29 protein-coding genes are annotated in these 22,541 nt (G+C 35.0%); 17 read left to right on the forward strand and 12 right to left on the reverse strand.

What is annotated here, in order from left to right:
- The first annotated feature begins 22 nt into the window (after positions 1-22).
- Positions 23-481: a 30S ribosomal protein S15 gene (locus tag YN1551_RS05440; RefSeq protein WP_012717343.1), complete on the forward strand. Its 459-nt coding sequence runs from the start codon at positions 23-25 to the stop codon at positions 479-481.
- Here the strand turns inward: YN1551_RS05440 and YN1551_RS05445 are convergent.
- Entirely contained in the window at positions 478-864 is a 387-nt protein-coding gene (locus YN1551_RS05445) for a CbiX/SirB N-terminal domain-containing protein (protein WP_012711674.1), read from the reverse strand. The two genes, YN1551_RS05440 and YN1551_RS05445, sit on opposite strands and share 4 nt — an antisense overlap.
- 77 nt (positions 865-941) lie before the next feature.
- Here YN1551_RS05445 and YN1551_RS05450 point away from each other — a divergent pair, with 77 nt between their 5' ends.
- The 6 genes from YN1551_RS05450 to YN1551_RS05475 are packed head-to-tail and all read left to right on the forward strand — an operon-like array spanning position 942 to position 4,505.
- Entirely contained in the window at positions 942-1,586 is a 645-nt protein-coding gene (locus YN1551_RS05450; RefSeq protein WP_012711673.1) for a 30S ribosomal protein S6e, read from the forward strand.
- 8 nt (positions 1,587-1,594) lie between these two features.
- Entirely contained in the window at positions 1,595-2,842 is a 1,248-nt protein-coding gene (locus tag YN1551_RS05455; protein WP_048052297.1) for a translation initiation factor IF-2 subunit gamma, read from the forward strand.
- A complete protein-coding gene (locus tag YN1551_RS05460; protein ID WP_012713910.1) occupies positions 2,821-3,243 on the forward strand; it encodes a PIN domain-containing protein in 423 nt (140 codons plus the stop codon). The genes YN1551_RS05455 and YN1551_RS05460 overlap by 22 nt, the downstream gene beginning before the upstream one ends.
- A gap of 3 nt (positions 3,244-3,246) precedes the next feature.
- On the forward strand, positions 3,247-3,789 hold the full coding sequence (locus YN1551_RS05465) for a DNA-directed RNA polymerase (RefSeq protein WP_012711670.1): 543 nt from the start codon (positions 3,247-3,249) through the stop codon (positions 3,787-3,789).
- Between the two features lie 6 nt (positions 3,790-3,795).
- Positions 3,796-3,996 carry a transcription elongation factor subunit Spt4 gene (spt4, locus tag YN1551_RS05470; protein ID WP_012711669.1) on the forward strand — a complete coding sequence of 67 codons (201 nt, stop codon included), beginning with the start codon at positions 3,796-3,798 and terminating at the stop codon, positions 3,994-3,996.
- A complete protein-coding gene (locus YN1551_RS05475; protein ID WP_012713909.1) occupies positions 3,969-4,505 on the forward strand; it encodes a GTP-dependent dephospho-CoA kinase family protein in 537 nt (178 codons plus the stop codon). The genes spt4 and YN1551_RS05475 overlap by 28 nt, the downstream gene beginning before the upstream one ends.
- A gap of 84 nt (positions 4,506-4,589) precedes the next feature.
- Here YN1551_RS05475 and YN1551_RS05480 read toward each other — a convergent pair whose 3' ends face one another.
- Both YN1551_RS05480 and YN1551_RS05485 read right to left on the reverse strand, forming a co-directional pair.
- Positions 4,590-5,834, reverse strand: a complete 1,245-nt coding sequence (locus YN1551_RS05480; RefSeq protein ID WP_012717345.1) for a 2,3-bisphosphoglycerate-independent phosphoglycerate mutase — start codon at positions 5,832-5,834, stop codon at positions 4,590-4,592.
- The gene (locus tag YN1551_RS05485) at positions 5,831-8,110 is read right to left on the reverse strand and encodes a CDC48 family AAA ATPase (protein ID WP_012717346.1); all 2,280 of its coding nucleotides are present in this window, start codon (positions 8,108-8,110) and stop codon (positions 5,831-5,833) included. The genes YN1551_RS05480 and YN1551_RS05485 overlap by 4 nt, the downstream gene beginning before the upstream one ends.
- Before the next feature lie 23 nt (positions 8,111-8,133).
- Here YN1551_RS05485 and rgy point away from each other — a divergent pair, with 23 nt between their 5' ends.
- Together rgy and YN1551_RS05495 are read left to right on the forward strand one after the other, a co-directional pair.
- Positions 8,134-11,853, forward strand: a complete 3,720-nt coding sequence (gene rgy / locus YN1551_RS05490; RefSeq protein WP_012717347.1) for a reverse gyrase — start codon at positions 8,134-8,136, stop codon at positions 11,851-11,853.
- A 17-nt stretch (positions 11,854-11,870) separates the two neighbouring features.
- Positions 11,871-12,740: a carbon-nitrogen hydrolase family protein gene (locus YN1551_RS05495; protein WP_012711664.1), complete on the forward strand. Its 870-nt coding sequence runs from the start codon at positions 11,871-11,873 to the stop codon at positions 12,738-12,740.
- 3 nt (positions 12,741-12,743) lie between these two features.
- On the opposite strand, the gene YN1551_RS05500 is transcribed toward YN1551_RS05495, so the two are convergent.
- A complete protein-coding gene (locus tag YN1551_RS05500) occupies positions 12,744-13,076 on the reverse strand; it encodes a 30S ribosomal protein S25e (RefSeq protein WP_012711663.1) in 333 nt (110 codons plus the stop codon).
- Positions 13,077-13,124: 48 nt separating this feature from the next.
- Between YN1551_RS05500 and YN1551_RS05505 the strand changes: the two genes are divergently transcribed.
- From YN1551_RS05505 to YN1551_RS05525, 5 genes are read left to right on the forward strand one after another with little or no spacing between them, the layout of a single operon-like run.
- On the forward strand, positions 13,125-13,856 hold the full coding sequence (locus tag YN1551_RS05505) for a TrmB family transcriptional regulator (protein ID WP_012716358.1): 732 nt from the start codon (positions 13,125-13,127) through the stop codon (positions 13,854-13,856).
- Between the two features lie 43 nt (positions 13,857-13,899).
- Positions 13,900-14,052: a ribbon-helix-helix domain-containing protein gene (locus YN1551_RS05510; RefSeq protein ID WP_012711661.1), complete on the forward strand. Its 153-nt coding sequence runs from the start codon at positions 13,900-13,902 to the stop codon at positions 14,050-14,052.
- Between the two features lie 49 nt (positions 14,053-14,101).
- Entirely contained in the window at positions 14,102-14,923 is an 822-nt protein-coding gene (locus YN1551_RS05515; protein ID WP_012711660.1) for a tRNA (adenine-N1)-methyltransferase, read from the forward strand.
- 24 nt (positions 14,924-14,947) lie between these two features.
- A complete protein-coding gene (locus YN1551_RS05520) occupies positions 14,948-15,280 on the forward strand; it encodes a hypothetical protein (protein ID WP_012711659.1) in 333 nt (110 codons plus the stop codon).
- The gene (locus YN1551_RS05525) at positions 15,277-16,257 is read left to right on the forward strand and encodes a V0D/AC39 family V-type ATPase subunit (protein WP_012717348.1); all 981 of its coding nucleotides are present in this window, start codon (positions 15,277-15,279) and stop codon (positions 16,255-16,257) included. Before YN1551_RS05520 ends, YN1551_RS05525 begins: the two co-directional genes overlap by 4 nt.
- Here YN1551_RS05525 and YN1551_RS05530 read toward each other — a convergent pair.
- Positions 16,240-16,575 (reverse strand): hypothetical protein, encoded by a 336-nt coding sequence (locus tag YN1551_RS05530; RefSeq protein ID WP_012711657.1) that lies wholly within the window; start codon positions 16,573-16,575, stop codon positions 16,240-16,242. The genes YN1551_RS05525 and YN1551_RS05530 overlap by 18 nt on opposite strands.
- 48 nt (positions 16,576-16,623) lie before the next feature.
- Here YN1551_RS05530 and YN1551_RS05535 point away from each other — a divergent pair, with 48 nt between their 5' ends.
- Entirely contained in the window at positions 16,624-17,604 is a 981-nt protein-coding gene (locus YN1551_RS05535; RefSeq protein WP_012716357.1) for an aldo/keto reductase, read from the forward strand.
- Positions 17,605-17,626: 22 nt separating this feature from the next.
- Here YN1551_RS05535 and YN1551_RS05540 read toward each other — a convergent pair whose 3' ends face one another.
- The 6 genes from YN1551_RS05540 to YN1551_RS05565 form a co-directional block, all read right to left on the reverse strand.
- Positions 17,627-18,205 (reverse strand): XTP/dITP diphosphatase, encoded by a 579-nt coding sequence (locus tag YN1551_RS05540; protein WP_012711655.1) that lies wholly within the window; start codon positions 18,203-18,205, stop codon positions 17,627-17,629.
- Positions 18,165-18,863 carry a Kae1-associated kinase Bud32 gene (locus YN1551_RS05545; protein ID WP_012717349.1) on the reverse strand — a complete coding sequence of 233 codons (699 nt, stop codon included), beginning with the start codon at positions 18,861-18,863 and terminating at the stop codon, positions 18,165-18,167. Before YN1551_RS05545 ends, YN1551_RS05540 begins: the two co-directional genes overlap by 41 nt.
- Positions 18,824-19,819: a KEOPS complex N(6)-L-threonylcarbamoyladenine synthase Kae1 gene (gene kae1 / locus YN1551_RS05550; RefSeq protein ID WP_012717350.1), complete on the reverse strand. Its 996-nt coding sequence runs from the start codon at positions 19,817-19,819 to the stop codon at positions 18,824-18,826. The genes YN1551_RS05545 and kae1 overlap by 40 nt, the downstream gene beginning before the upstream one ends.
- A 3-nt stretch (positions 19,820-19,822) precedes the next feature.
- The gene (locus YN1551_RS05555; RefSeq protein WP_015581307.1) at positions 19,823-20,050 is read right to left on the reverse strand and encodes a 30S ribosomal protein S27ae; all 228 of its coding nucleotides are present in this window, start codon (positions 20,048-20,050) and stop codon (positions 19,823-19,825) included.
- On the reverse strand, positions 19,992-20,354 hold the full coding sequence (locus tag YN1551_RS05560; RefSeq protein WP_012713901.1) for a 30S ribosomal protein S24e: 363 nt from the start codon (positions 20,352-20,354) through the stop codon (positions 19,992-19,994). Before YN1551_RS05560 ends, YN1551_RS05555 begins: the two co-directional genes overlap by 59 nt.
- A gap of 66 nt (positions 20,355-20,420) precedes the next feature.
- A complete protein-coding gene (locus YN1551_RS05565; RefSeq protein WP_012717351.1) occupies positions 20,421-21,224 on the reverse strand; it encodes a sulfide-dependent adenosine diphosphate thiazole synthase in 804 nt (267 codons plus the stop codon).
- Positions 21,225-21,313: 89 nt separating this feature from the next.
- Between YN1551_RS05565 and YN1551_RS18150 the strand changes: the two genes are divergently transcribed.
- Together YN1551_RS18150 and YN1551_RS05570 are read left to right on the forward strand one after the other, a co-directional pair.
- Entirely contained in the window at positions 21,314-21,523 is a 210-nt protein-coding gene (locus tag YN1551_RS18150; RefSeq protein ID WP_012711649.1) for a TRASH domain-containing protein, read from the forward strand.
- Positions 21,454-22,071 carry a UbiX family flavin prenyltransferase gene (locus tag YN1551_RS05570; protein ID WP_012717352.1) on the forward strand — a complete coding sequence of 206 codons (618 nt, stop codon included), beginning with the start codon at positions 21,454-21,456 and terminating at the stop codon, positions 22,069-22,071. Before YN1551_RS18150 ends, YN1551_RS05570 begins: the two co-directional genes overlap by 70 nt.
- Positions 22,072-22,111: 40 nt before the next feature.
- On the opposite strand, the gene YN1551_RS05575 is transcribed toward YN1551_RS05570, so the two are convergent.
- Complete coding sequence (locus YN1551_RS05575) at positions 22,112-22,501, reverse strand: hypothetical protein (RefSeq protein WP_012711647.1); 390 nt, start codon at positions 22,499-22,501, stop codon at positions 22,112-22,114.
- Positions 22,502-22,541: the final 40 nt, after the last annotated feature.

The following is a 22,541-nucleotide window of genomic DNA, read 5'->3' on the forward strand; positions in this document are numbered from 1 at the left end:
AGTAGTAATTTGGTGAGTATAGATGAACAAGAGAAGGGCTAAAGGGAAATCACATTCAATAAGACCTGCTAGAGCTGGAGCGCCCAAATGGGTGAGGCTAACCAGAGAAGAAGTTGAAATGCTGGTAGAAGAATTAGTGAAAAGAGGTTATACTCCATCTATGATAGGGATAATATTAAGGGATCAATATGGAATTCCTTTAGTTAGGCAAATAGTTGGGAAAAAAGTTACTCAAATATTAGAAGAAAGAGGTTTAGCTCCTCAAATACCTGAGGATCTGTTCAATCTAATAAGGAAAGCAGTAAATATAAGAAGACATATCAATGAGTATCCACGTGATAAGACAGCCAAGAAAGGATTAGAAGAGGTTGAGTCAAAGATCAGACGTTTAGCTACATATTATAAGAGCGTTGGAAAGCTTCCACAAGAATGGGCTTATGATCCTGCAAAGGCAGAACTACTAGTAGCTGGCGCAAGTTAATAGTTTTTGTTGTAAGTTTCGTTAACCCTTTTAACTAACACTTCTCCAATTTTCTCATCAAATCCCAAAGGATCGGCTATTATTATTTCAATTTCCTTTCCCATGTATTGTATTTTCTTTTCGTCACCATCTATACCTAGTAGCCTTGGGATATCTCTTTTGAAATGAGTTCCAGTTGCAAATAATAATGGAACTACTACTATCTTATTAGCTCCCTTAGCTAGAAGATTACTTAGTGCCTCGCTTAACGTAGGTTTATTAAACTCTAAGAAGCCGAATTCTACTAAATTAAAATATCTAGATAAATATTCTGCGTACTTAATTCCAACATCTTTCCATTCTGGTATCTTGCTACCATGTAAAACTAATAAAACTCCTAACAACGTTTCTCATGTAACTTATGGTGATGCGATTTTATATATTTGTTTTAAGTATACCACACAAAAGGTGGCATTGTTAAATGCCGGACTTCAAAATTGTCATTTCAGATCCACAATCTGTAGAGCCTAAAAGAATAAAGGTTAAAGTAAAGGCAAATGACCAAATAAAATCTATAGCTGGAGAAAAGGAAGGAAAAGCGGTACCCCAGGCTAAAGTTAATGAGAAAACTAAACAATTATTAAATATTGATACGCTCATTACATTAGAAATAACCAAACAAGAAGGGGATAAAAAGGTAAAGGTAAAAAGCCATTTTAAGGTTGAAGTAGATAACAATGTACCAGATAACGAAGTATGGATAAGTAAAACAATGGCAGAGAAGTTTGGAGCAGAAGATTTTGAAGCCATTGCATATAGGACTAAGACGTTACAAATAAGTATTGATCAAGACAAGGCTACAAATCTAGTTGGTCTAAAAATAGGTGATACATTTGAAGCTAATCAACTGATTGGATTACCAGTTAAGTTAAAGATAACTGGAGGATCAGATAATTCTGGATTCCCAATGCGATTTGATGTTACTGGAGCGGCTAAGCGTAAAATATTGCTAAGTGGGCCTCCTGGATTCTACCCGAATGAAGATGGAGAAAGAAGAAGAAAAACTATAAGAGGAAATACCATTAGCCAAGAAATAGTTCAAATTAATACCATAATAGTAAGGTGAAGCAGTTTTTGGCATGGCCTAAAGCTCAACCAGAAGTTAATATAGGTGTAGTTGGACATGTAGATCACGGTAAGACAACACTAGTTCAAGCTATAACGGGAATTTGGACTTCAAAACATTCTGAAGAACTAAAAAGAGGTATGACGATAAAATTAGGTTACGCGGAGACTAATATAGGCATTTGTGAGAGTTGTAAAAAACCAGATGCATATGTAACCGAACCCTCATGTAAATCTTGTGGATCGGATGAGGAGCCCAGGTTCTTGAGAAGAGTTTCCTTTATTGATGCCCCTGGCCATGAGGTTCTAATGGCTACAATGCTATCTGGAGCAGCGTTAATGGATGGTGCAATTCTTGTTGTTGCTGCAAATGAACCTTTTCCCCAGCCCCAAACTAGAGAACATTTCGTAGCACTAGGTATAATACGAGTGAAAAATCTAATTATAGTTCAAAATAAGGTCGACGTAGTCTCCAAAGAGGAAGCATTGTCGCAGTATAAGCAAATAAAGCAGTTTACAAAGGGAACTTGGGCCGAAAATGCACCTATAATTCCAGTAAGCGCGCTTCATAAGATTAATATAGATACTCTAATAGAAGGCATAGAGGAGTATATAAAGACTCCTTATAGGGATTTCTCACAACAACCTGTTATGCTTGTAATAAGGAGTTTTGACGTTAATAAGCCCGGTACCCAATTTAATGAGCTGAAGGGTGGCGTGATAGGTGGTAGCATTGTACAAGGCTTATTTAAGGTTGATCAAGAAATAAAAGTATTACCTGGTTTAAGAGTAGAAAAACAAGGTAAAGTGTCTTATGAACCTATTTTCACAAAGATTTCATCCATAAGATTTGGAGATGAGGAATTTAAGGAGGCTAAACCAGGAGGTTTAGTAGCAATAGGTACATATTTGGATCCCTCATTGACTAAGGCTGATAATTTGCTTGGAAGTATTGTAACCTTGGCTGATGCTAAGGTTCCAGTTTTATGGAATATCAGAATAAAATATAATCTCTTGGAACGTGTAGTTGGAGCTAAGGAGATGTTAAAGGTAGATGCCATAAGAGCTAAGGAAACATTGATGTTATCTGTAGGTTCCTCTACGACTTTAGGGATAGTTACTTCTGTAAAGAAGGATGAGATTGAAGTGGAGTTAAGAAGACCCGTGGCAGTATGGTCTAACAATATTAGAACTGTTATAAGTAGACAAATAGCTGGTAGGTGGAGAATGATAGGATGGGGGTTAATAGAGATCTAAAAGTACTGATTGATACTAATATTTTATTATATGTATACGATGGTTTAGATCCATTTAATAAGGTATTGGAATTTCTAGATTATAAACCGGCCTTTTTTATTCATTCCGCAGTATTAAAAGAGTTAGATATTTTATTTGAAAAGAATAAAGAAAGATTTATTATTACATCCAGAATCAGAATAGCCAGGAAATATTTGGAAGTATATAAAAACTCATGGAATTTAATAAATGATTATGACGATTTACCTACAGATGAGGCGTTGATAAGGACTGCTCTTAGATATAACATGTTTATATTTACTAATGATAAGCAATTAAAAAATAATGCAATTAAAAAGGGGATAGGAGTTTTATTTCTTCAAAATAGGAGTAAAATTATAAAATCCTTATATCCTATCTAACGTATGTATAAACTTATTAAAGCACGTAGCATTGTGAGGATCCCACCCAATGAGTTTGGTAAACCATTAAATGAGATCGCTTTAAATGAACTAAGACAACAATATCAAGAAAAGATCCTTAAGGATTTAGGTCTAGTTTTAGCTATATTAAATGTGAAAACCAGTGAGGAAGGGATATTAGTATTTGGTGATGGTGCTACTTATCATGAGGTCGAGTTTGATATGATAACCTATGTACCAGTTGTACAAGAAGTAGTTGAGGGTGAGGTTTTACAAGTTGATAACTATGGTGTGTTCGTTAACTTAGGACCGATGGATGGCCTCGTTCACATTTCCCAAATAACAGATGATACACTAAAATATGACAATGTAAGAGGTATAATATTCGGTGAGAAATCTAAGAAAGTAATACAAAAGGGTGACAAAGTAAGAGCAAGAGTGATAAGCGTAGCGTCTACGGTAACAGGTAGATTGCCTAGAATCGCTTTAACTATGAGACAACCCTACTTGGGCAAGTTAGAGTGGATAACACAAGCTAAGAAGTGAGTGTGAATGGCTAAGAAATCAGTTTTTAAAGCATGTAAAAACTGTAAGGCATTAGTAGAGACTGACAAGGAAACATGTCCAGTATGTGGCAGCAGTAGTTTTACAGAAGAGTGGGATGGTATGATTATTATCATTGATTCAGAGTCTGAAGTAGCTAAAATAACTGAGGCCCCAAAACCATGGAAATACGCGATAATAATAAAGTAAACCTATGTTTTGCTTTTGATAATTTAAGGAAAGAACTTTCTAGACCATATGGTATTCTTTTTACAAATAACAAACTCTTTTTAGATTTTGTATCTAAATCGATACAACAAGGTTTCAAGGTTATAACTGTAGGGGATTACGTAAGCAGAGTATTAGAAGAAAATGGTATAATCCCCTTCTTAGAAGTTATAGATGGAAAAACCAAGAGATCTATACCACAAAGGACTATTGTAAAGAATAAGGAATATAGGGTAACCAATGAGGCGGGGAAAATTCGATTTGAAATATTTGAAATTATGGAGAACATCCTAAAAGATAGGGATGGTGGAGTAGTTTTTGTAAATGGAGAAGAGGACTTACTTGTTATTCCGGTCACATTGAGTGCAGATAATGGTGATATAGTTATTTATGGGCAACCTAATGCGGGAGCGGTTGTAATTATAGTAAACGAGATGATAAGGTGGAGAGTAAGAGACATATTAGAAAAAGCCGTAGTTAAAGAATGTTAACTCTCTTTCATATTGGAGAGCAAATTCTACTTTAATCAGCCCTGCGCAGGATCTTCATTTTTAAATCCGTCCTTCCGAGCGTCATCACGCACCATATTTTTCTGCTCTATTAGAGTAGTTTAGCAATATATTTGTTACGTCCAATCCTCTTATTCTTAGACTTCCCTTTCTAGCCTCCTTCTCGTTAAAATCTCTGGCATTATCATTAATAATTGGATAAGGCACGTAGAGAAGTATTGGAACTGGATCTCCTGAATGTTCTTTAACCTCCACTGGGGTCGCATGATCTCCAGTAAACATCAATATTAGATTATCTCTTCCAACATTGTCCACAATAGTTCCTACCACTTTATCTATCCTCTCAATCGCCTTTACTTTTTCTTCTACTAGCCCATCATGTGATGCAGCGTCAGTAGCCTTAATATGTAGAAAAACGAAATCATTCTCCTTTAATAGTTCTATTGCCGCTTTAGCTTTAGCATTATAATCAGTATCTATACCTCCAGTGGCGCCTACTGGTGTTACAACGTTCATACCAAGTTCTCTACATATCCCTTTTATAAGTGCTGTAGCTGAAACAGCAGCAGCTTTAAGCTTAGTATAGCTTGAAAATGATGGCAACTTAATATAATGCGCAGCTCCTCTTAACAATACTATATTAGCCGGCTTCTCTCCTTGTTCTATTCTTCTCTTATTTACTTCTGAGGAGTTTAAGACATCGAAAACTTTCCGCGTAAGTATGTTGATTATCTCAGCGGTTCTCAGAGCTTCAGTAGAATCTTCCAATGGTTTACTTTCTAGAACTTTTAAGCCTTCGTAATGAGGATCAGTGTCACTAACCTTATCACTTATTCCTTTCCCGGATAATACTACCGCTACTCTATGTTCTGTTCCTTTATAAAATCTAATTTTTACGTCGTTTATCTCTTTAATTTTTTCATTTAATTCCTTTACTAACTCCTCTCCCTCTTCAAGCTTCCTTCCTGCTCTTCTATCAACTACTACTAGATCATTGTTCACTGTAGCGAAATTTCCTCTAAACGCAACATCTCCATGTTTGAGTGTGGCTCCAGCCCCCAATGCCTCGAAAGCCCCTCTTCCTCTATAATAAACGTGTGGATCTAGCCCAAATATTGATAGATGTGAAGTATCACTCCCCGGGATTACGCCAGGGGATATTGGATCCATCAAACCAATCATTGAGTTTTTAAGTAAATCACTTATGGCTGGTTTATTGGCAGCTTCTAATGGGGTTAATCCATTTAATTTAGATACTGGTCTGTCTCCTAAACCATCTGCAATTATTAAAAGAATTTTGTATTGCTTCAACCAATCACCGATCTCTTTATTTCCTTTACCATGTTTTCATATCTCATAATATCAGCTTTAGTCAGACTAGGCGTTACAACCTTCATGGTATCTAGGAAATCTTGCATAGTGATTTTTATTTCCAGATTGCTCATACAATTCTTTATGGTCTTATCACTACACTCTTGGTCTTTACACTCCTTTTTGGCTTTATTTAAACACTCATAATACTTTTGTCTTAATACTTTCATTGTGGTTTCCCTAGCTAAAGCCTCTATATCAGCTCCAGTATATCCCTCAAGTTTTTTGGCCAACTCCTCTAGGTTCACACTGGAATCTATGGGTAGTGTTTTAGTATAAATTTTGAGTATCTCTATTCTAGCCTTTTCGTCAGGTGGGGGGACATATATTAATCTATCAAATCGACCTGGTCTTAACAGAGCTGGATCTAGAATATCTGGTCTATTAGTTGCAGCTATAACTACAACTCTATTTAGCGATTGGATTCCATCCATTTCTGATAGTAACTGATTTACTATTCTTTCTGTTACACCGGAATCGTGTGTAAAGCCTCTCATGGGCGCAATCGAATCTATTTCATCAAAGAATATTACACAAGGAGCCGTTTGCCTTGCCCTCCTAAATATTTCCCTAACTGCTTTTTCACTTTCACCTACCCATTTGGATAATATTTCTGGTCCTCTCACTGCTATGAAGTTTGCTCCGCTTTCAGTTGCAACAGCCTTTGCAAGCATCGTCTTTCCAGTTCCTGGTGGACCAAATAATAATATACCCTTAGGTGGTCTAATACCAAGCTTTTCGAACATTTCTGGGAATTTTAATGGCCACTCAACAGCTTCTCTTAATTGCTGTTTAGCTTCTTCCAATCCTCCAATATCCTCCCATTTAACTTTTGGCACTTCCACATATACTTCTCTAAGGAGTGTTGGTTGGATGAACTTCATGGCGTCAATGAAATCTTGCATAGTTACTTTCAATTCCTTTAAGACATCGACTGGTATTTGTTCTTGTTCTAGATTAATTTTGCGTTCATTAATAAACCTTCTTAAGGCATTCATTGCTGCTTCTCTAGCTAGAGCTGCTAGATCAGCTCCAGTATAGCCGTGAGTCTGTTCGGAGATTTTATCTAAATCCACATCCTCAGCTAGAGGCATATTTCTAGTATGTACTTGTAGAATCTCTTTTCTAGCCTTAGCGTCAGGCGGTCTAATCTCTATTTCCCTATCAAATCTACCTGGTCTTCTTAATGCCGGATCTACAGCATCTGGTCTATTAGTTGCTCCTATGACTATTACTTTTCCTCTTCCTTTAATTCCATCCATTAGAGTCAACAATTGCGATACCACTCTTTTCTCTACTTCTCCGGTAACTTCTTCCCTCTTTGGTGCTATCGCATCTATTTCATCGATGAAAATTATAGCTGGCGCGTTCTTTTCCGCCTCCTCAAAGATTTCCCTTAGTCTCTGTTCACTTTCACCGTAGAATTTACTCATTATTTCTGGTCCATTGATTGAAGTGAAGTACGCACCTATTTCATTAGCAAGTGCCCTAGCCAATAAGGTTTTTCCAACTCCTGGTGGTCCATATAGTAATACACCCTTAGGTGGTTCTATTCCTAGATGCTGGAAAACTTCCGGATGTCTCATTGGAAGTTCTACTATTTCTCTTATTTTCTCCTTTACGTCTTCAAGGTCGCCAATATCTTCCCAAGTCACCTTAGGTACTACTGCAGTTTCCTTTACTGGTTCTTGTCTTATCTCTAAGGAAGTTCTACCTGTAACTCTTACAGATTGTGAAGGCTGTGTTGAAACTACAACGAAGTCTATGGATCCAACGTAAGTAGGAACAGAAATTGTTTCTCCTCTGCTTAGAGGTTTATCCATTAACCAGTCTTTAACATATTCTACAAAACTTTGGCTAAAGGAAATAGGTTGTGTTGGAGCTAAAACTACCTTGCTAGCATCTTGCACTTGTGCTTTCTTTACCGTAACTTCATCTCCAATACCCACTCCTATGGATTTTCTAATGTAACCATCTATTCTTATCTCACTGTCCGCTATTCCATCTCCTATTAACGCTTGTGCCAATGAAGATCCTGAAGGCCCAGTAATCTCTACATAATCACCGTTCTCTATTCCTAACCTACTCATAGTGTAATCAGTTATTCTGGCGACCTTCCTACCAACATCTCTTTGCCTAGCTTCTACCACTCTCAATTTTAATTGTTGGGACATATTAATCATCTTTCCGAAACGTTTAAAATAAGTCTTTCTCATTAAGACTATACGAGATTGAGAAATTGACAAGCATAGACAAAGTCCCTCCCTCAATATATACTAGATCATGTCCCAATTGTGGAGGAAATGTATCATCTCAGAGGCTATTTAACGGTTCTGCATGCGAATCGTGCTTAAAGGAGGATAAAGAGTTTAACAATTTATCTGATCTGATTAATATTCTTTCTGAAAACAATACTTTGAAAAATCTTAACCAATTATATAATATATTGGAAGAATACAAGGAAGTTGAAGAAATATTCAGTAAATTACTAAATAGTTCGAAACCTATAGGTCCTCAAAGGTCATGGATAATAAGGTTCTTAAGGGGAGAAAGTTTTGCAATAATAGCACCTCCCGGTCTAGGTAAGACGACATTTGGCTTAATAATGTCCCTATACAATGCTACTCGTAATAGGAAATCAATCATTATTTTCCCAACTAGGACTTTAATATCACAAACGGTAGATAAACTGGCAAAATTTTCTGAATCATACTCATATTCACCTAGAATACTTTATAATAAACAATCTTCTACTCAGACTGAGAACGTATTAGAACAACTTAAAAGTGGGGATTTTGACATATTTGTTTCTACTAGTAGATATGTTATTCAGAATCTATCTGAATTGTCGAATGTAAAGTTTGACTTTATTTTCGTGGATGATGTAGACGTTGCGTTAAAATCTGGGAAAAGTGCCAAGGCAATACTTCGGCTGGTAGGGTTTACTGATGAGGATATTCAAACAACTATGAAATTACTTAGAGAAAATATAGGTGATGAAGAGAAGTTCGGAAAAATCCAAGAAATTAGAGAAAATAAACTAAAGGACAAAATAGTAATTTTCTCCTCTGCAACTATTAGTAGGGGAAATCCAACACTCTCATCACTTATGGGCTTTAGACCCGGGAGTTCCGTAATATACCTAAGGAATATTTATGACTCTTATATTGATCTGACTCAAACTTGTAAAGAGCGAGATGTTGACGAATGCACACTCGGTACTGTTATTAGAGTTCTTAAAAGGCTTAATGACGGTACTTTGATTTTTGTGCCTATAGATAAAGGTGTTCAATATGCCGAGTATTTAGCTTCAAATTTGAGAGACCATGGGATAAATGCAGAATCAGTTGCATCGTCTTCTATTTCCAAATTGGAGAAATTTGAGAGAGGTGAGGTGGGATCTCTAGTCGGTGTGGCAACTCATTACGGAGTTTTAGTTAGAGGAATAGATTTACCTTGGAGAGTAAAATATTCAATCTTTGTAGGTATACCAAAATTTAAATTCAAAATTGGCGAATATATGCATCCATTGGCGTTAACTAGACTACTAAACTTAGTATACTTAGTGAAGAACGATGACAAGATAAGGGGCTTACTTAGTTATATTCGTAAGAGATTAAGAAGAATAAGCCCTGCAGCTTTAGCAATGTTAGCCAAGGATATAAGAGAAGGAAAGATAGATGATGAGAGGCTAAAGGAGGCGTATAGTTTAGTTAATGAATATCTAAAAGATACTGAGTTTTTGAAAAAAATATCAGCTGTTGGGGATTTGGTAATAGAAGGGGATTATATTCTAATGCCAGACTATTTAACCTATATTCAGGCTAGTGGCAGAACATCTAGACTTTACGGCGCTAATTTAACTACTGGTCTTTCAGTATTATTAATAGATAATCTTAGATTATTTGAATTACTTAACAAAAAACTAAATTTAATCTTAGATGAAGTAAAATGGTATCCCCTAGATATAGATGCAGATAGACTTGGACAAGTTAGTTTAAGTGATATTGTAACTAAAATAACTGAAGAAAGAGAGAATTTGAGTAAAATGAAGAAAGAGGGAAGAGTAGAATCGTCCGCTATTAACGTTAAGACTACTTTATTTATAGTTGAATCTCCTAACAAGGCTAAAACTATTTCAAACTTCTTTTCAAGACCATCTACAAGATCGTATGGTAAGCTCAGAGTTTATGAGACAGTACTTGGAGATAGGATCCTAATTGTGGCTGCTAGTGGTGGGCATATTTATGATCTAATAACTGAAGATGACAATGAAAGATACGATGGCAATTATGTATATGGAGTTCTAGTAAAAGATAACAAATTTGTTCCAATTTATTCTACCATAAAGAAATGTGAAAAAGGTCATCAGATAGTAAAGGATCTAAGTGAGAATAAATGTCCTATTTGTGGGTCCAAAATAGTTGCTGATAAGACAGAGGTTGTAGATATACTGAGGAAATTGGCTCTTGAAGCTGATGAGGTTCTTATAGGTACCGACCCTGATACTGAAGGAGAAAAAATTTCTTGGGATATATATTTGGCTATTCGACCATTTAATAGTAATATAAAGAGAGCTGAATTTCACGAGGTAACTAGAAGAGCAATACTTAATGCAATAAAGAATCCTAGAGAATTTAACGATAATTTAGTTAAATCGCAAATTGTCAGAAGGATTGAGGATAGGTGGATTGGGTTTAAACTATCACGGAAACTTCAAACGGAGTTTTGGGAACAACACTGTAAATCCATATCTAAGGAAAATACGGAGTGTAAAGAAAATCGTAATCTGAGTGCAGGTAGAGTTCAAACTCCAGTATTAGATTGGATAGTCAATAGATACCAAAAATATAACGAAAATAAGAAAAAGTACCTTATTATAGAGTCTCAAGATAAATCAGTCTTTCCCTTTAGCATATTGGCTTCAAAGAAGAATGGCTTATCTAAAAAAACTCAGCTATTTATACAAATAGTAGATATAAATACAAAAGAAGAAGATTTTGGTCCCTTACCACCATATACTACAGATACATTACTAACTGACGCTGCCAATCTTTTAAGAATTCCTGCATCGGAGACCATGAGAATAGCTCAAGATCTTTTCGAATTGGGTTTGATAACCTATCATAGAACAGACAGTACCAGGATATCTAACGTTGGTATAAGTGTAGCAGAAAGTTATCTTAAGTCTAAACAAGTTGACATTTCCAAGGTATTTAGACCAAGATCTTGGGGAGAAGGAGGCGCACATGAAGCTATAAGGCCTACTAAACCCCTAGATGAAACCATGCTAAAGGCGTCCATAGAGCAAGGGGATTTGGAACTTTCCAAACAATTAACCTTCAATCACTTTCGAGTATATAATTTAATATTTAGGAGGTTCATTACTAGTCAACTACCACCATTAATAGTAACTAAACAAATAGTTAAGATAAAGGCGTATACTGATGATAATACTGAATTGGACTTAGATGAGGGTAAGAAGGAGTTTGTTATTGGGTATAGGTTAAAAGAAGGAGATGAGTTTAGACAAGTATTACAAGAGGCTATTTATACTACATTTAAGCCTTATCAACCTATAGACGAAAAAATGAAGGGAAAAGAACTTATTGGTAAAGTAACAAGTACGTTAAATAAGAGTGATGTGCAATTATATACTGAAGGAGAGTTGATAAGCGAGATGAAAAGTAAACAGATCGGAAGACCGAGTACGTATGCAGTCATAATCTCTACATTAAAGAAAAGGAGATACATTATAGAGTCTAAAAATTTGAAGAAAATAATACCAACCAAATTAGGTATGGCAGTTAAAGAATATCTTATGGAAAAATATAAACAAGTAGTATCTGAAAAACGAACTGTGAAATTACTCGAAAAGATGAACGAGGTAGAGGAGGGTAAAGTTGATTATTTAGTACTCTTAAAAGAATTATATAATGAAATACAAACAATTAGTTAAGGTTGGTGAAAAAGTTTATGCTTATAGCTTTAGTTCATTTAAGGCTTAAAGAATTATCAAGGAAACACAATCTAGAGAAAGCCAAAAAACTAATAAGGCAAGCTAAAGATAAAGGTGCAAAATTAGTTATACTGCCATCGCTGTTCCCTTCTGGAAATATGTTTGAAATATACGATAATGACAAGAAGCTAAGGAGTTTCATTAAAAATCTCGCAGAGAAAATTCCCGGTAATAATACTGATACTCTAATAAACCTCGCTATGGATGGGGAAGTTCATGTAATAGTTGGGCCTATTTTAGAACAAGCTGGTCCTAAAATATTCTTGACTTCACTCATAATATCACCACAAGGGGAGATTATAGGGAAATATAGGAAAACCGTGCTGTCTGATAAGGATATAAGGCTAGGAATATCAGCAGGGAAAGAACCAGTTAATGTAGTTCTTGATAGGAGATATGGCATTATCGCTGAGGACGATATTTTCTCGCCGGAGATCAGTAGGCTTTTAGCTATGGGAGGCTCAGAAATTGTTATAGGTACTATGAAAGCCTTGGGAAAAGAGCAGCAAGTTATAAAACATCTTGCAATTGCTAGGACTATAGAGAACGGAATACCTTATTTGATAGTAGGGGAAAGTATAGAGGATGAAGAGGGAGAAATTATAGGCTACTCACCGACTTTCATTACCTCTCCAGATAATTTGATAAGTAAGGAAGCTGAGGAAGATGACAGTATATTGTTCGTTGAAAGCTCAATCTTAACATCATCGTCAAAACAGACATCATTAACTTATTTAGAACCAATTATAAATGGTCTTTGTAAAGGTGTAAAAAAGATTAAGGGTGAGGTGAAGAAGAGATCTGCTTCTACAGTAGAAGAGGAATAGATTTTAAGACGCAGCAATATATATTTCCAATCTTCTATTCTTAGAATATAACTTAACTACATTCTGATTTTCTAATTCCTTTAGTATTTTTCTAGCTACACTTATGCTTATTCCCGATTTTGTAGCTAAGGCATACGGGGTTATAATACTCTCTTTCTTTATTTCGTCTAGAACTCTCTTCTTAGTTTCTTCATCTATAGTTACTGCCCTACTAATTATCTCTTTTCCAGTTTTTGATGGACCTTTCTTCTTCTCCTCCGCCTTTTGTTGCTTTTCAGCCTCTTTCTTTAATCTCTTTTCCATTGTTGAAATAGGCTTCTTTGAAGCTCCACCCATCTCTTACTCACTATGTTTTAAATTCCAATTCTGCCTAATAAATTATAGATGTCATCTGAATTATTAGAAGAGACCATTAGCAGAGTATCGAAGTTTGCTTCAGTTTTTGGAATATCAAAATCGGAATTAAAGGTATATTCATATCTCTTAATATATGGAAGAGCAACTGCAAGAGAGGTCTCAAATAAGTTAAGCTTACCATACACTAAAGTATATAATATTTTATCTAAACTTGAAGGTAGAGGGTGGGTTATAAAGATAGATAAAAGACCTGCTGTTTATGAGGCAATTCCTTTAAGAGACGTTTGGAATAAGATTAAAATTACTTTCCAAGAGAAACTAGATGAATTTGAAAAACAATTCATTGAGCCGATATCCAGTATTTTTTCCTCTAATATGGCATATAACATAGTTGTTATACCAAGAGATAACATAATGGATAGTGCGTTAAGGCTACTGAAGGATTACAGCAAGACATATCTGGTTGCAGTATCCTATCAAGAGTTTGTAAGAAGTGATATTGTAGATATATTAAAGGCCAACTCTCTTAAGGCAGAAACTAAAATAATAGTGGATAAAAGCGTTAGTTTACCTGACATTCCCTCAGCTCAAGTTAAGAGAGCTCAATCTTTATTCGGCAGTGGTATAATTACTTCTGACTCTATTCTCCTAATCATAAAGAATAATGATGTATTGACGGGGCTATTTTCAAATCACAAATATCTTATAGACATTGGCACGGTATATTTTAATCATTTATGGTCTACATTACCGGGCTAACTCTTATAAATGTTATAAAATTAACTATGCTATCTGAGTTTCTATGAAAATAATAACGGTAAAACTACCAGAGCAGTTTTTGGAAGCAATAGATGAATTAGTTAATACAGGTAGATATGGTTCTAGAAGTGAAGTCATAAGAGCAGCAATAGGTGATTTTATACGGAAAGAACTATGGGTAACTACAGAAGAGTAGATGATGAAGGCTGGTATTTTTGATAAAGTGATATAAGACACCAAAGCTGATGCTTTTTTGCCAAGTAGAAAGATACTTAACTCACTATTTTTCCTATTATATGATGCCATTAAATGAGGGAGATCCAGTAGTAATTTGGATAGATCCAAAAAGAGCGTATATTTCCAAACTGGAAAGAGGTAAAAGGCTTGATACTGACAAAGGAGTAATATTTTACGATAATTTAATAGGTCTTGAGTATGGTTCCTCACTAACCTTGCAAACTGGCGCTAAAGCTTATTTACTAAAACCTACTATACAAGATCTCTACTCCAAAGGACTAAAGAGGCCTTCGCAAGTTCTGTATCCTAAAGATATAGGATACATCTTAACTACCCTTTCACTAAATCAAGTAAAGACAGTGATTGAAGCTGGAACTGGATCTGGATTTCTAACAATTTCATTAGCCTTAAGTTTAAGTGAGAACGCTAAAATCTATACTTATGATGTAAGAGAAGATATGCAAAAAGTAGCTAAATTTAATGCAAATGTGTTAGGTGTTCAAGATAAGATAGTATTCAAATTGAAGGACATAAGGGAAGGTATAGATGAGAAGGAGGCAGATGCAATTTTTTTAGATATGCCCGATCCATGGAATGCCATACCAAAGCTTTATGAACCTCTTAAACCTTCATCTACAATAATTGTATTCGTTCCTACGGTAAATCAAATAGAGAAAACATTTTTCGCAATGAAGAATTCTGGAATTATAGATATTCATGTGGAAGAACTTATTTTGAGAGAGTATCAAGTTAAGGAGAACGCTGTAAGGCCTAGAAATATAGGTATTATGCATACGGGTTTTATTATTAGGGGAAGAAAATCAATATAAGGTACTGTTAGCGGAGTATATTTGATGAGTGAAGTTAAGTTTAACGCGTACTCTAAGGCAATAATAGAGTTTGAGGATGAAATAAAGAGAATAAAAAGAGAGATAGCAGATGACAGTAAAAGATTAATCACCCTTTCAGACTCTTATCTTTCCGAATTAAGGGCAACTGCTGAGAAATCGCTGGATGAGGTTCAAAAATTATTAAATGAAGAGAAAAAAAGGCAATTAGACGAAATAAGAAATAAATACGTCTCTGAGCGAGAAAAACAATTGGATGAGATAAGGAAGGAAGCTGAGAAGAATGTTGATAAAGTTGTAAACGAGGTTATAAGGCAACTATTAGGTGTCTTTAAATGAGTTATGCGATTTACTCTTTTATACATTCGATCTCTAGAACGCAAAAGGTCTCATTATTAACAAAAGGTTTAGTTAACGAATTAATAAGTAGCGAAAGTTGGAATAATGTTGCCTCACTACTTAAAGAAAGGGGAATGATTGAGGAACAACCAGCTAGTATAGAGGATTTTGAATTCATGCTTAAGTCTAGATCTCTTACACTATTAGAAAAGATAAGAAATTATTTTTCAATATTTAGAGTGACGTATAATATAGTTGACCTATATATTTACATGCTATCTTTAGATGAATTGAAAAATATAATAGTTAGTATAGTTAATGGTATTGGAAATGGGGATAGTAATAAAATAAGATTTTTCAAAAAATACTTCGATCAAATACCATCTTCAATTGAGGAATTAACTAACAGTTTTAAGGGAAATATATATGCCAACGCTCTTTCATATGCTATCAAGGATGGGCAAGGTAAAAATATATCCTATCTTCTATCGTTACTTGATATCTATTTCATAAAGAAACTATCAGAGATCATAGAAGGTTTTAAGGGTGATTGGAAAAGTCTTGCCGAAAACATAATATGCTATTATAAGGATTACTACTCAATATCATTGGCAATCAAACACAAAACAGTAGAGAATACTGTTTGTAAAATCGGTACTGAGATACTTAAAGATCTCTCTTCTTCTACAAGTAATACTGAAATACTTGACATTTTAAGACGAACTCAGTACTCAAAGATGCTTAACGTAAATAATACTTACGAGGCACTAGCTAGTTTGTATAGAATGGCTAGGGTTAATGCTAGGAAGAGCTCAGAGCTAGTATTCATGAGTTCTCCATTTAATCCCGCATTGGCATTGGCATTAGCAGAACTGATACGTCTCGATACAGAGGATATAGTAAGCATAGCTAATGCAAAAAGCTTGAGATTAAAGGAAGAGGAGATTAAGAAGATGTTATCATTCGAGATCATATAATATTTTCTCGTCTACTATGTATTCATTGTCTTCTTTTATTATAGTCGATTCCGGTATCTGCGGAGGATTTGGCATATTCTGTATAGGCTTGGTTTTGCCAAGATATATCCATTTTAATTTCCCCCCAATTTTCTCTAATTTGTACCAATATTTTCCAATATAGATATATCTCTTACTATTTTTATAAACAATATGATAAGGTTTTAGGTAGACGCCGTATTCCTTTATCTTTGTGTTATACTCGTAGACCATTAGTTTAAGTTTATCAATAATCATGTCGAATTGTTTTTCGTTTACCTTAACTCGCATCACTATCATGTTTATTTTTATTATTTAAAATGCAATGATAATAATGGTTGATATTACATGCTCTACAGACGCATAGGTGATACTAACATTACAACATCTGAAATAGGGATTGGAGTATGGAGCTTAGTTACTGATTGGTGGGGCGCGGATACAAATAAGGCAGAGGATATATTACGAAAAGCGTATGAACTTGGAATTAACTTTTACGATACTGCAGATACTTACGGAGAGGGTAAGGGTGAGGAAATTATTGCAAAAGTTTTAGAGACTAAGAGAGACAATATAGTGATACTAACTAAGATAGGGTACGATTTTTATCATAAAGAGGGAGGTAAAATAAGACAAAGATTTGATATACCCTATCTTGAATTTGCTCTAAAGAGGTCCCTAGAAAGATTAAGAACAGACTATATTGACATACTGATGATTCACAATCCTAAGATTAATGTAATTAAAAATCCAGAGATCCTATCTTTTCTTAGATCGTTAAAGAAAGATGGGATAATAAGAATGTATGGTGCTGCTTTAGGTCCCACATTAGGTTGGGAAGAGGAGGGAATTGAGGCCATAAATATGGGATACGAAAGCTTAGAGTACATATATAATATTATTGAGCAAAGGCCAGGGAATAAGTTCTTGAAGTACGAGAAAATAGGACATGTAATAAGGGTACCTCATGCTTCTGATGTTTTAATTGAAGATAAATGGCCATTGATTTCTGATCCTAAACTGCATAGATCGTTAAAGGATAGCAAATGGCTAAATGAAGGAATTAAGAAAAGCTTAAAACTAAAGGAGTTTGCGAATTCTAAAGGAATGAAATTATCTGAATTGGCTCTAAAATTTATTCTATCCAATAAGAATGTGTCCACAGTGGTTCCTAATATAACTTCGATAAACGAATTGGAGGAATATGTAAAAGTGGAAAATTTACCAAGTCTTACTGAAGATGATTTAAAATACATTGAAGACTATTACAAGAAATACTATGAAGACCTAAATGAGGATAGTATAAAAGAAACTTTAAGGTATAAATAGTTTATTTCAAGAACTACTTATTTTATGCTTTTTCAAGATAGCTCATTAAGAAATCAGCAAATTTAGCAAACGCTCTTGCCCTATGTGAGTATTTATTCTTCTCCTCCAATGACATCTCCGCGAAAGTTCTCTTTTCTCCTTCTGGGATAAATATGGGGTCAAATCCAAAACCTGAATTACCCCTAATCTCTTCAGAAATAACTCCCTTTACGATACCATTAAATGTTTTAATTATTTTTCCGTCAGTAAACGTCAATACAGTCATGAAATACGCTGACCTATCTTTTAGGTCTTCGAGCAATTTTAGTATACCTTTAAGTCCAATTGTGTTCTTAACAAAATTTGTGTAGGGACCAGGAAAATTCTGTAAGGTTTCTATAAATAACCCGCTATCATCTACTATTAATGGTCTTCTGAAGGTCAAATACGCTAAATATGCAGCTGTTTTAGATATTTCCTCTAAATTATCACTTTGTATTTCTATTTTCTCTCCTTTAAGCTGTTCTAACTCTATATTAAAGCTCTTAGCAAGTTCTTTTAATTCCATAAACTTATTCTCATTACTCGTTACCACTCCTATTCTTACGTCTCTCCTCAACATATCTTCCCCTCATCCTAATATCCTTTACTAGCTCTAATATTTCGTCAGTCTTTCCACCCATGATTGTTCTGTAACCCTCCACAAATGAATTGTAGATAATATCCTTAAAGTCAGAATGTATACTTTCTAAAGATCTTAGAAATATATGAAAATCCGTTGCAAGATCCTCTTCATCTTGAGTTCTCCTTGATAAACCAAAATCTATTATAAAGATATCGTTATTTATAGAACTTAGGATGAGATTGTTAGTTGTTAGATCACCGTGAGCTATCCCTATACTATGTAACTTTCCCGTAAGTTCCCCTATTCTTTCTCCTATTTTAGATAATGGTTGGACAGAATTATTTGTGTTTATTAGATCCTTAACTATCTCCCCTTCTATATATTCAATTACCAATAAATAATTATTAGGATCTATAAAAAGCACTGCAGGTACATTCATATCGTTTTTAAGCGCAGTATAAATTATCTTAGCCTCTAATATTGTCCTTTCATAGTTGATTTTATGATCTAGTTCTGGATTTCTATAACTTTTCTTAATTCTTTGTTTAAATATTGCACGAATACCCAAAAAATATCCTTCATATATGTTGGATTCTGCACCACGCTTAATTAACCTTAATTTCTCCAAGGAATATCTACCTCGTCTACTCTCCATCTAGGTCTTATGTATGATTTATCAACATCAATAAATACACCTTTTGATGCAGCCAACATACCAGCATAAGCTATCATCGCCCCATTATCTCCCGCAAATTCTGGCGGTACTATTTTAATTTGTACGTCCCACTCTTTTCCCAACTCTTCCAACTTTTTTCTCAAACTTACACTAGCTGCTACTCCTCCAACTATCATTAACTCCTTTTTTGAGGTAAGTGCCAGTGCCCTTTCTGTAGCTTCCAATAACATATCAAATGCTATTTCCCTTATCGAGTAACAAATATCTTCTAACTTTTCCTTTCCGACTAACCTTAACGCTGCTGTAAGTAATCCAGAAAATGACATATCTTGACCCTTAACAACGTAAGGTAATTTAAGTAATTTGCTTCCTTTTTCTGAGCAAATATCAATTGCGTGTTTTCCGTTAATAATGTATGGTGGTGCCAAGTTCACCTCTCTTACAAATACATCCATCATGTTTCCTAATGCAATATCTAATGTTTCTCCAAAAATTCTAAACCTCCCTTTATAGAAGGTAGTTATGATTGTATTTCCGCCTGAGAGGTATAAGATTAAAGGGTCTTTGGCCTCAGTTGTTAAATACCCTATTTCAATATGTCCTATACTGTGATTCACTGGAACTAATTTCTTATTATACTTTAGCGATAACGCTCTCGCTAGTGTAGCACCAACTCTTAATGCTGGTCCTATACCAGGTCCTAAAGCTACTGCTATATAATTAATATCATTTATACTAATATTAGCTTTCTCTAGGGCTCTTCTCAGTATTGTCCCTGAGGCTTCAGCATGGTGTTTTAGTAGATCTCCAGGCTTCATACCACCCTCTTTGGGAACAAAAGCATCCCTTTCGTTTGCCAATATGTAGGGTGGTTGATCTTTTGCTATTCCTACTCCGAAAGTATGGGCGGTAGATTCGATACCCAGTACTAACATATTTTATCTTTTCTTTGAAGTGCCTATAAACTCAGTGTAACCACATTTTCCACAAGACCATCTCTCATTTGGTTTTAAGTGGTGAGCCATTATACTTCCGCATCTAGGACATTTCTTATTTTTTAGCTTAACCTTATTCCCTTCAATTACGTAATAAGTTCTTACTATTGCTTTAACCTTTTGCTCCTTGGCCACCTTTGCTTCCTCCTTTCTTTTGTTTAGTTCCAGCATCTCTATCTAATAAATATTTTGGCTCGATTTTCTCTAATATCTCACGGGATTTATAAATATGCAATTTTATGTTGCTTATACCAGCTCCATAGCTTGTAGATATTTTTCTAACTACTACTAGGTTCTCTTGGGAAGCAAAAGCTTGAATTATTGCCTTTATTATGTCTTTTCTCGATGGGGTTCCACTACCCATGTGATAAACTTTTAATGAGATTTCACGTCTTCCTATTACAGCATTTTGTACATCCCTTTCTATAATTCCTTCTGCCTTATCTGAGATCTTCACTTTAGCTTGAGACTCCATTCTATTTCACCATTTTTAAAAATACGTATCAATTTAAGGTTTACTGTTTTAAATGTTATCGCTACGCTAAGTTCTTATTTCACTTTTTAGCAGATCCTTAGTGATCTCCTCCGCAACCGCTTTACCAGAAAGTACCATAGCTCCAAATATTGGTCCCATTCTAGGTAATCCCTTAACCTCAGTAACCGCCATACCCGCTGCGTAAAGACCTTCAGCTACCTTTCCGGTGTTAATCACTGTTAATTCCTCGGCTCTTTCACTATATGCTGATTTTTCACCGGCTATAACTATTCCTAATTCTGGTATTTTTCTCGCTGCGACAGAAATCACTTCAGCATCATGACCAGTTGCGTCAACTACAGCCTTAGCTGAAATAAATATTGGATCTACATGAAGGCTTGCCATTTGTGTTGCTGTCCACTCCACTGCCACTCCAGCTACTCGTAAAGGATTCTCTCTAAATATCACATCATCCACTGTTACTCCATGAATTATTTTAGCTCCTGCGTCAATTGCAGCAGTTGCTAATTTAGCCATGAATTCAGCTGAATCCACAACATAGACTCCTTCTTCTACTTCCTTCAACCTTACATTAACTTCTCTTAGGATTTCGTCTGCGGGTTTTTCTATTATCAATTTGTGGAACAACATTGCCCCTCCGCCGATTCCTCCACCAAAACTTAACCTCCTCTCAAATACTAGTGTCTTTAATCCAGCTTTAGCTAAGTAATAGGCTGCTGACAATCCAGATGGCCCAGCTCCTACAATTACCACATCAGATTCTACAAATTGGTACCAATCTTCCATTGTTTCCTTAATTATGTATCTACTTATCTTAACTTCATCTACTTGCTTAATTTTAACTTCCATAATCTAAACTGATATAACTCACTTATAAATTAACTTTTATAATCATGAACGTGGACAAGGTTTTTTTATAGCAACTACGATTGATAGATATGCCGTTACAATTAAATACTAATACGGTTACGTTGAAATGCAGTTGGTGCGGCACTATCATAAAAGAAAATCCAATAGTAGTTAAAACATGTTGTAATAATAAACCGTGGGTTTTTTGTAGTAATAGGTGTTATCAACAATGGTTGGCGGATTGGCTAAGGAAGCAAGAACAAAGAGCGGGAGGGAAAAAGCAAAGAGGGTTATTATAGGAATAAGTGGCGCAAGTGGAACAATATATGGTATTAGGACTGTCCAGTTTCTAAATGAACTCGGTTACGAGACGCATATTATAATTTCTAAGAGTGCAGAGAAAGTAGCGCAAAAGGAGCTAGGTATAAATTTAATTGAAGAGTTAAAGAAGTATTCCTCTAATATATATATCCAATCCCAGATCGAAGCTGCACCTTCTAGTTCAAGTTTTTCAATAACGTCAGAAAGTATGATTATTATTCCATGTAGTATTAAAACACTTGCAGAAATTGCAAATGGAATTGGATCGAATCTTCTATCCAGAACTGCATTAAATTTCATCAGAACAAACAAGAAGTTAGTTTTGGTAATTAGAGAAACCCCATTAGGTGCCATAGAACTCGAAAATGCCCTAAAGCTAGCTAGATTAGGTGTTCTCATAATGCCAGCCTCTCCTGCTTTCTACATCTTACCAAAAACCATTGATGAAATGGTTAACTTCGTGGTTGGTAAAGCCTTAGATTTGTTGGGAATAAAGCATGATATATATAAGAGATGGAAAGGATAGGATAAAATAAATGTGATTTTTATCTTATCAATAAAATATCTTATAGTACATCTAATCCTTTTTTGCCAAATTTCTTTGATATTATCTCCTTCATTTTGTCATCGTAATCTTCCTTTTCAAGTTCTTTTTCAATCTCATTATCCCTCTCATTCTTCTTATTTATGGCAAATGCACATTTATTACCAGGCAGTAATGCTCTCTTCTCACAATAAGCGTATTGGCATTCACCAGTTATACATACATCCCCCACCCATCTGCAATAGCCCACTTTGTATGGATTGCCTTTAGTATATTTTACCTGTATTAGTAATGCTCTCTTATTACATCTGAAATATGGGCACAAGTAATTACACTTATCTCCTAAAGGCATTGGCTTCTGTTCATCACTAAAGGAGGGCTGTCTTTCAAAGCCTCTATTTCCGTTCTTCAAATTACTTAAACCCCCAAACTTTTAGACAATCATATTAAAC

This window comes from Sulfolobus islandicus Y.N.15.51 (assembly GCF_000022485.1).
GTDB classification, from domain to species: domain Archaea; phylum Thermoproteota; class Thermoprotei_A; order Sulfolobales; family Sulfolobaceae; genus Saccharolobus; species Saccharolobus islandicus.

What these genes read in the sequence shown, in the direction of transcription:
- YN1551_RS05440 (WP_012717343.1), top strand. Translation starts at nt 23, where the DNA reads ATGAACAAGAGAAGGGCTAAAGGGAAATCACATTCAATAAGACCTGCT.
- YN1551_RS05450 (WP_012711673.1), top strand. Translation starts at nt 942, where the DNA reads ATGCCGGACTTCAAAATTGTCATTTCAGATCCACAATCTGTAGAGCCT.
- YN1551_RS05460 (WP_012713910.1), top strand. Translation starts at nt 2,821, where the DNA reads ATGGGGGTTAATAGAGATCTAAAAGTACTGATTGATACTAATATTTTA.
- YN1551_RS05465 (WP_012711670.1), top strand. Translation starts at nt 3,247, where the DNA reads ATGTATAAACTTATTAAAGCACGTAGCATTGTGAGGATCCCACCCAAT.
- spt4 (WP_012711669.1), top strand. Translation starts at nt 3,796, where the DNA reads ATGGCTAAGAAATCAGTTTTTAAAGCATGTAAAAACTGTAAGGCATTA.
- YN1551_RS05475 (WP_012713909.1), top strand. Translation starts at nt 3,969, where the DNA reads ATGGAAATACGCGATAATAATAAAGTAAACCTATGTTTTGCTTTTGAT.
- YN1551_RS05485 (WP_012717346.1), bottom strand. Translation starts at nt 8,110, where the DNA reads ATGAGAAAGACTTATTTTAAACGTTTCGGAAAGATGATTAATATGTCC.
- YN1551_RS05495 (WP_012711664.1), top strand. Translation starts at nt 11,871, where the DNA reads ATGCTTATAGCTTTAGTTCATTTAAGGCTTAAAGAATTATCAAGGAAA.
- YN1551_RS05500 (WP_012711663.1), bottom strand. Translation starts at nt 13,076, where the DNA reads ATGGGTGGAGCTTCAAAGAAGCCTATTTCAACAATGGAAAAGAGATTA.
- YN1551_RS05505 (WP_012716358.1), top strand. Translation starts at nt 13,125, where the DNA reads ATGTCATCTGAATTATTAGAAGAGACCATTAGCAGAGTATCGAAGTTT.
- YN1551_RS05510 (WP_012711661.1), top strand. Translation starts at nt 13,900, where the DNA reads ATGAAAATAATAACGGTAAAACTACCAGAGCAGTTTTTGGAAGCAATA.
- YN1551_RS05515 (WP_012711660.1), top strand. Translation starts at nt 14,102, where the DNA reads ATGCTTTTTTGCCAAGTAGAAAGATACTTAACTCACTATTTTTCCTAT.
- YN1551_RS05520 (WP_012711659.1), top strand. Translation starts at nt 14,948, where the DNA reads ATGAGTGAAGTTAAGTTTAACGCGTACTCTAAGGCAATAATAGAGTTT.
- YN1551_RS05525 (WP_012717348.1), top strand. Translation starts at nt 15,277, where the DNA reads ATGAGTTATGCGATTTACTCTTTTATACATTCGATCTCTAGAACGCAA.
- YN1551_RS05530 (WP_012711657.1), bottom strand. Translation starts at nt 16,575, where the DNA reads ATGATAGTGATGCGAGTTAAGGTAAACGAAAAACAATTCGACATGATT.
- YN1551_RS05535 (WP_012716357.1), top strand. Translation starts at nt 16,624, where the DNA reads ATGCTCTACAGACGCATAGGTGATACTAACATTACAACATCTGAAATA.
- YN1551_RS05540 (WP_012711655.1), bottom strand. Translation starts at nt 18,205, where the DNA reads ATGTTGAGGAGAGACGTAAGAATAGGAGTGGTAACGAGTAATGAGAAT.
- YN1551_RS05545 (WP_012717349.1), bottom strand. Translation starts at nt 18,863, where the DNA reads ATGGAGAGTAGACGAGGTAGATATTCCTTGGAGAAATTAAGGTTAATT.
- kae1 (WP_012717350.1), bottom strand. Translation starts at nt 19,819, where the DNA reads ATGTTAGTACTGGGTATCGAATCTACCGCCCATACTTTCGGAGTAGGA.
- YN1551_RS05555 (WP_015581307.1), bottom strand. Translation starts at nt 20,050, where the DNA reads ATGCTGGAACTAAACAAAAGAAAGGAGGAAGCAAAGGTGGCCAAGGAG.
- YN1551_RS05560 (WP_012713901.1), bottom strand. Translation starts at nt 20,354, where the DNA reads ATGGAGTCTCAAGCTAAAGTGAAGATCTCAGATAAGGCAGAAGGAATT.
- YN1551_RS05565 (WP_012717351.1), bottom strand. Translation starts at nt 21,224, where the DNA reads ATGGAAGTTAAAATTAAGCAAGTAGATGAAGTTAAGATAAGTAGATAC.
- YN1551_RS18150 (WP_012711649.1), top strand. Translation starts at nt 21,314, where the DNA reads ATGCCGTTACAATTAAATACTAATACGGTTACGTTGAAATGCAGTTGG.
- YN1551_RS05570 (WP_012717352.1), top strand. Translation starts at nt 21,454, where the DNA reads ATGGTTGGCGGATTGGCTAAGGAAGCAAGAACAAAGAGCGGGAGGGAA.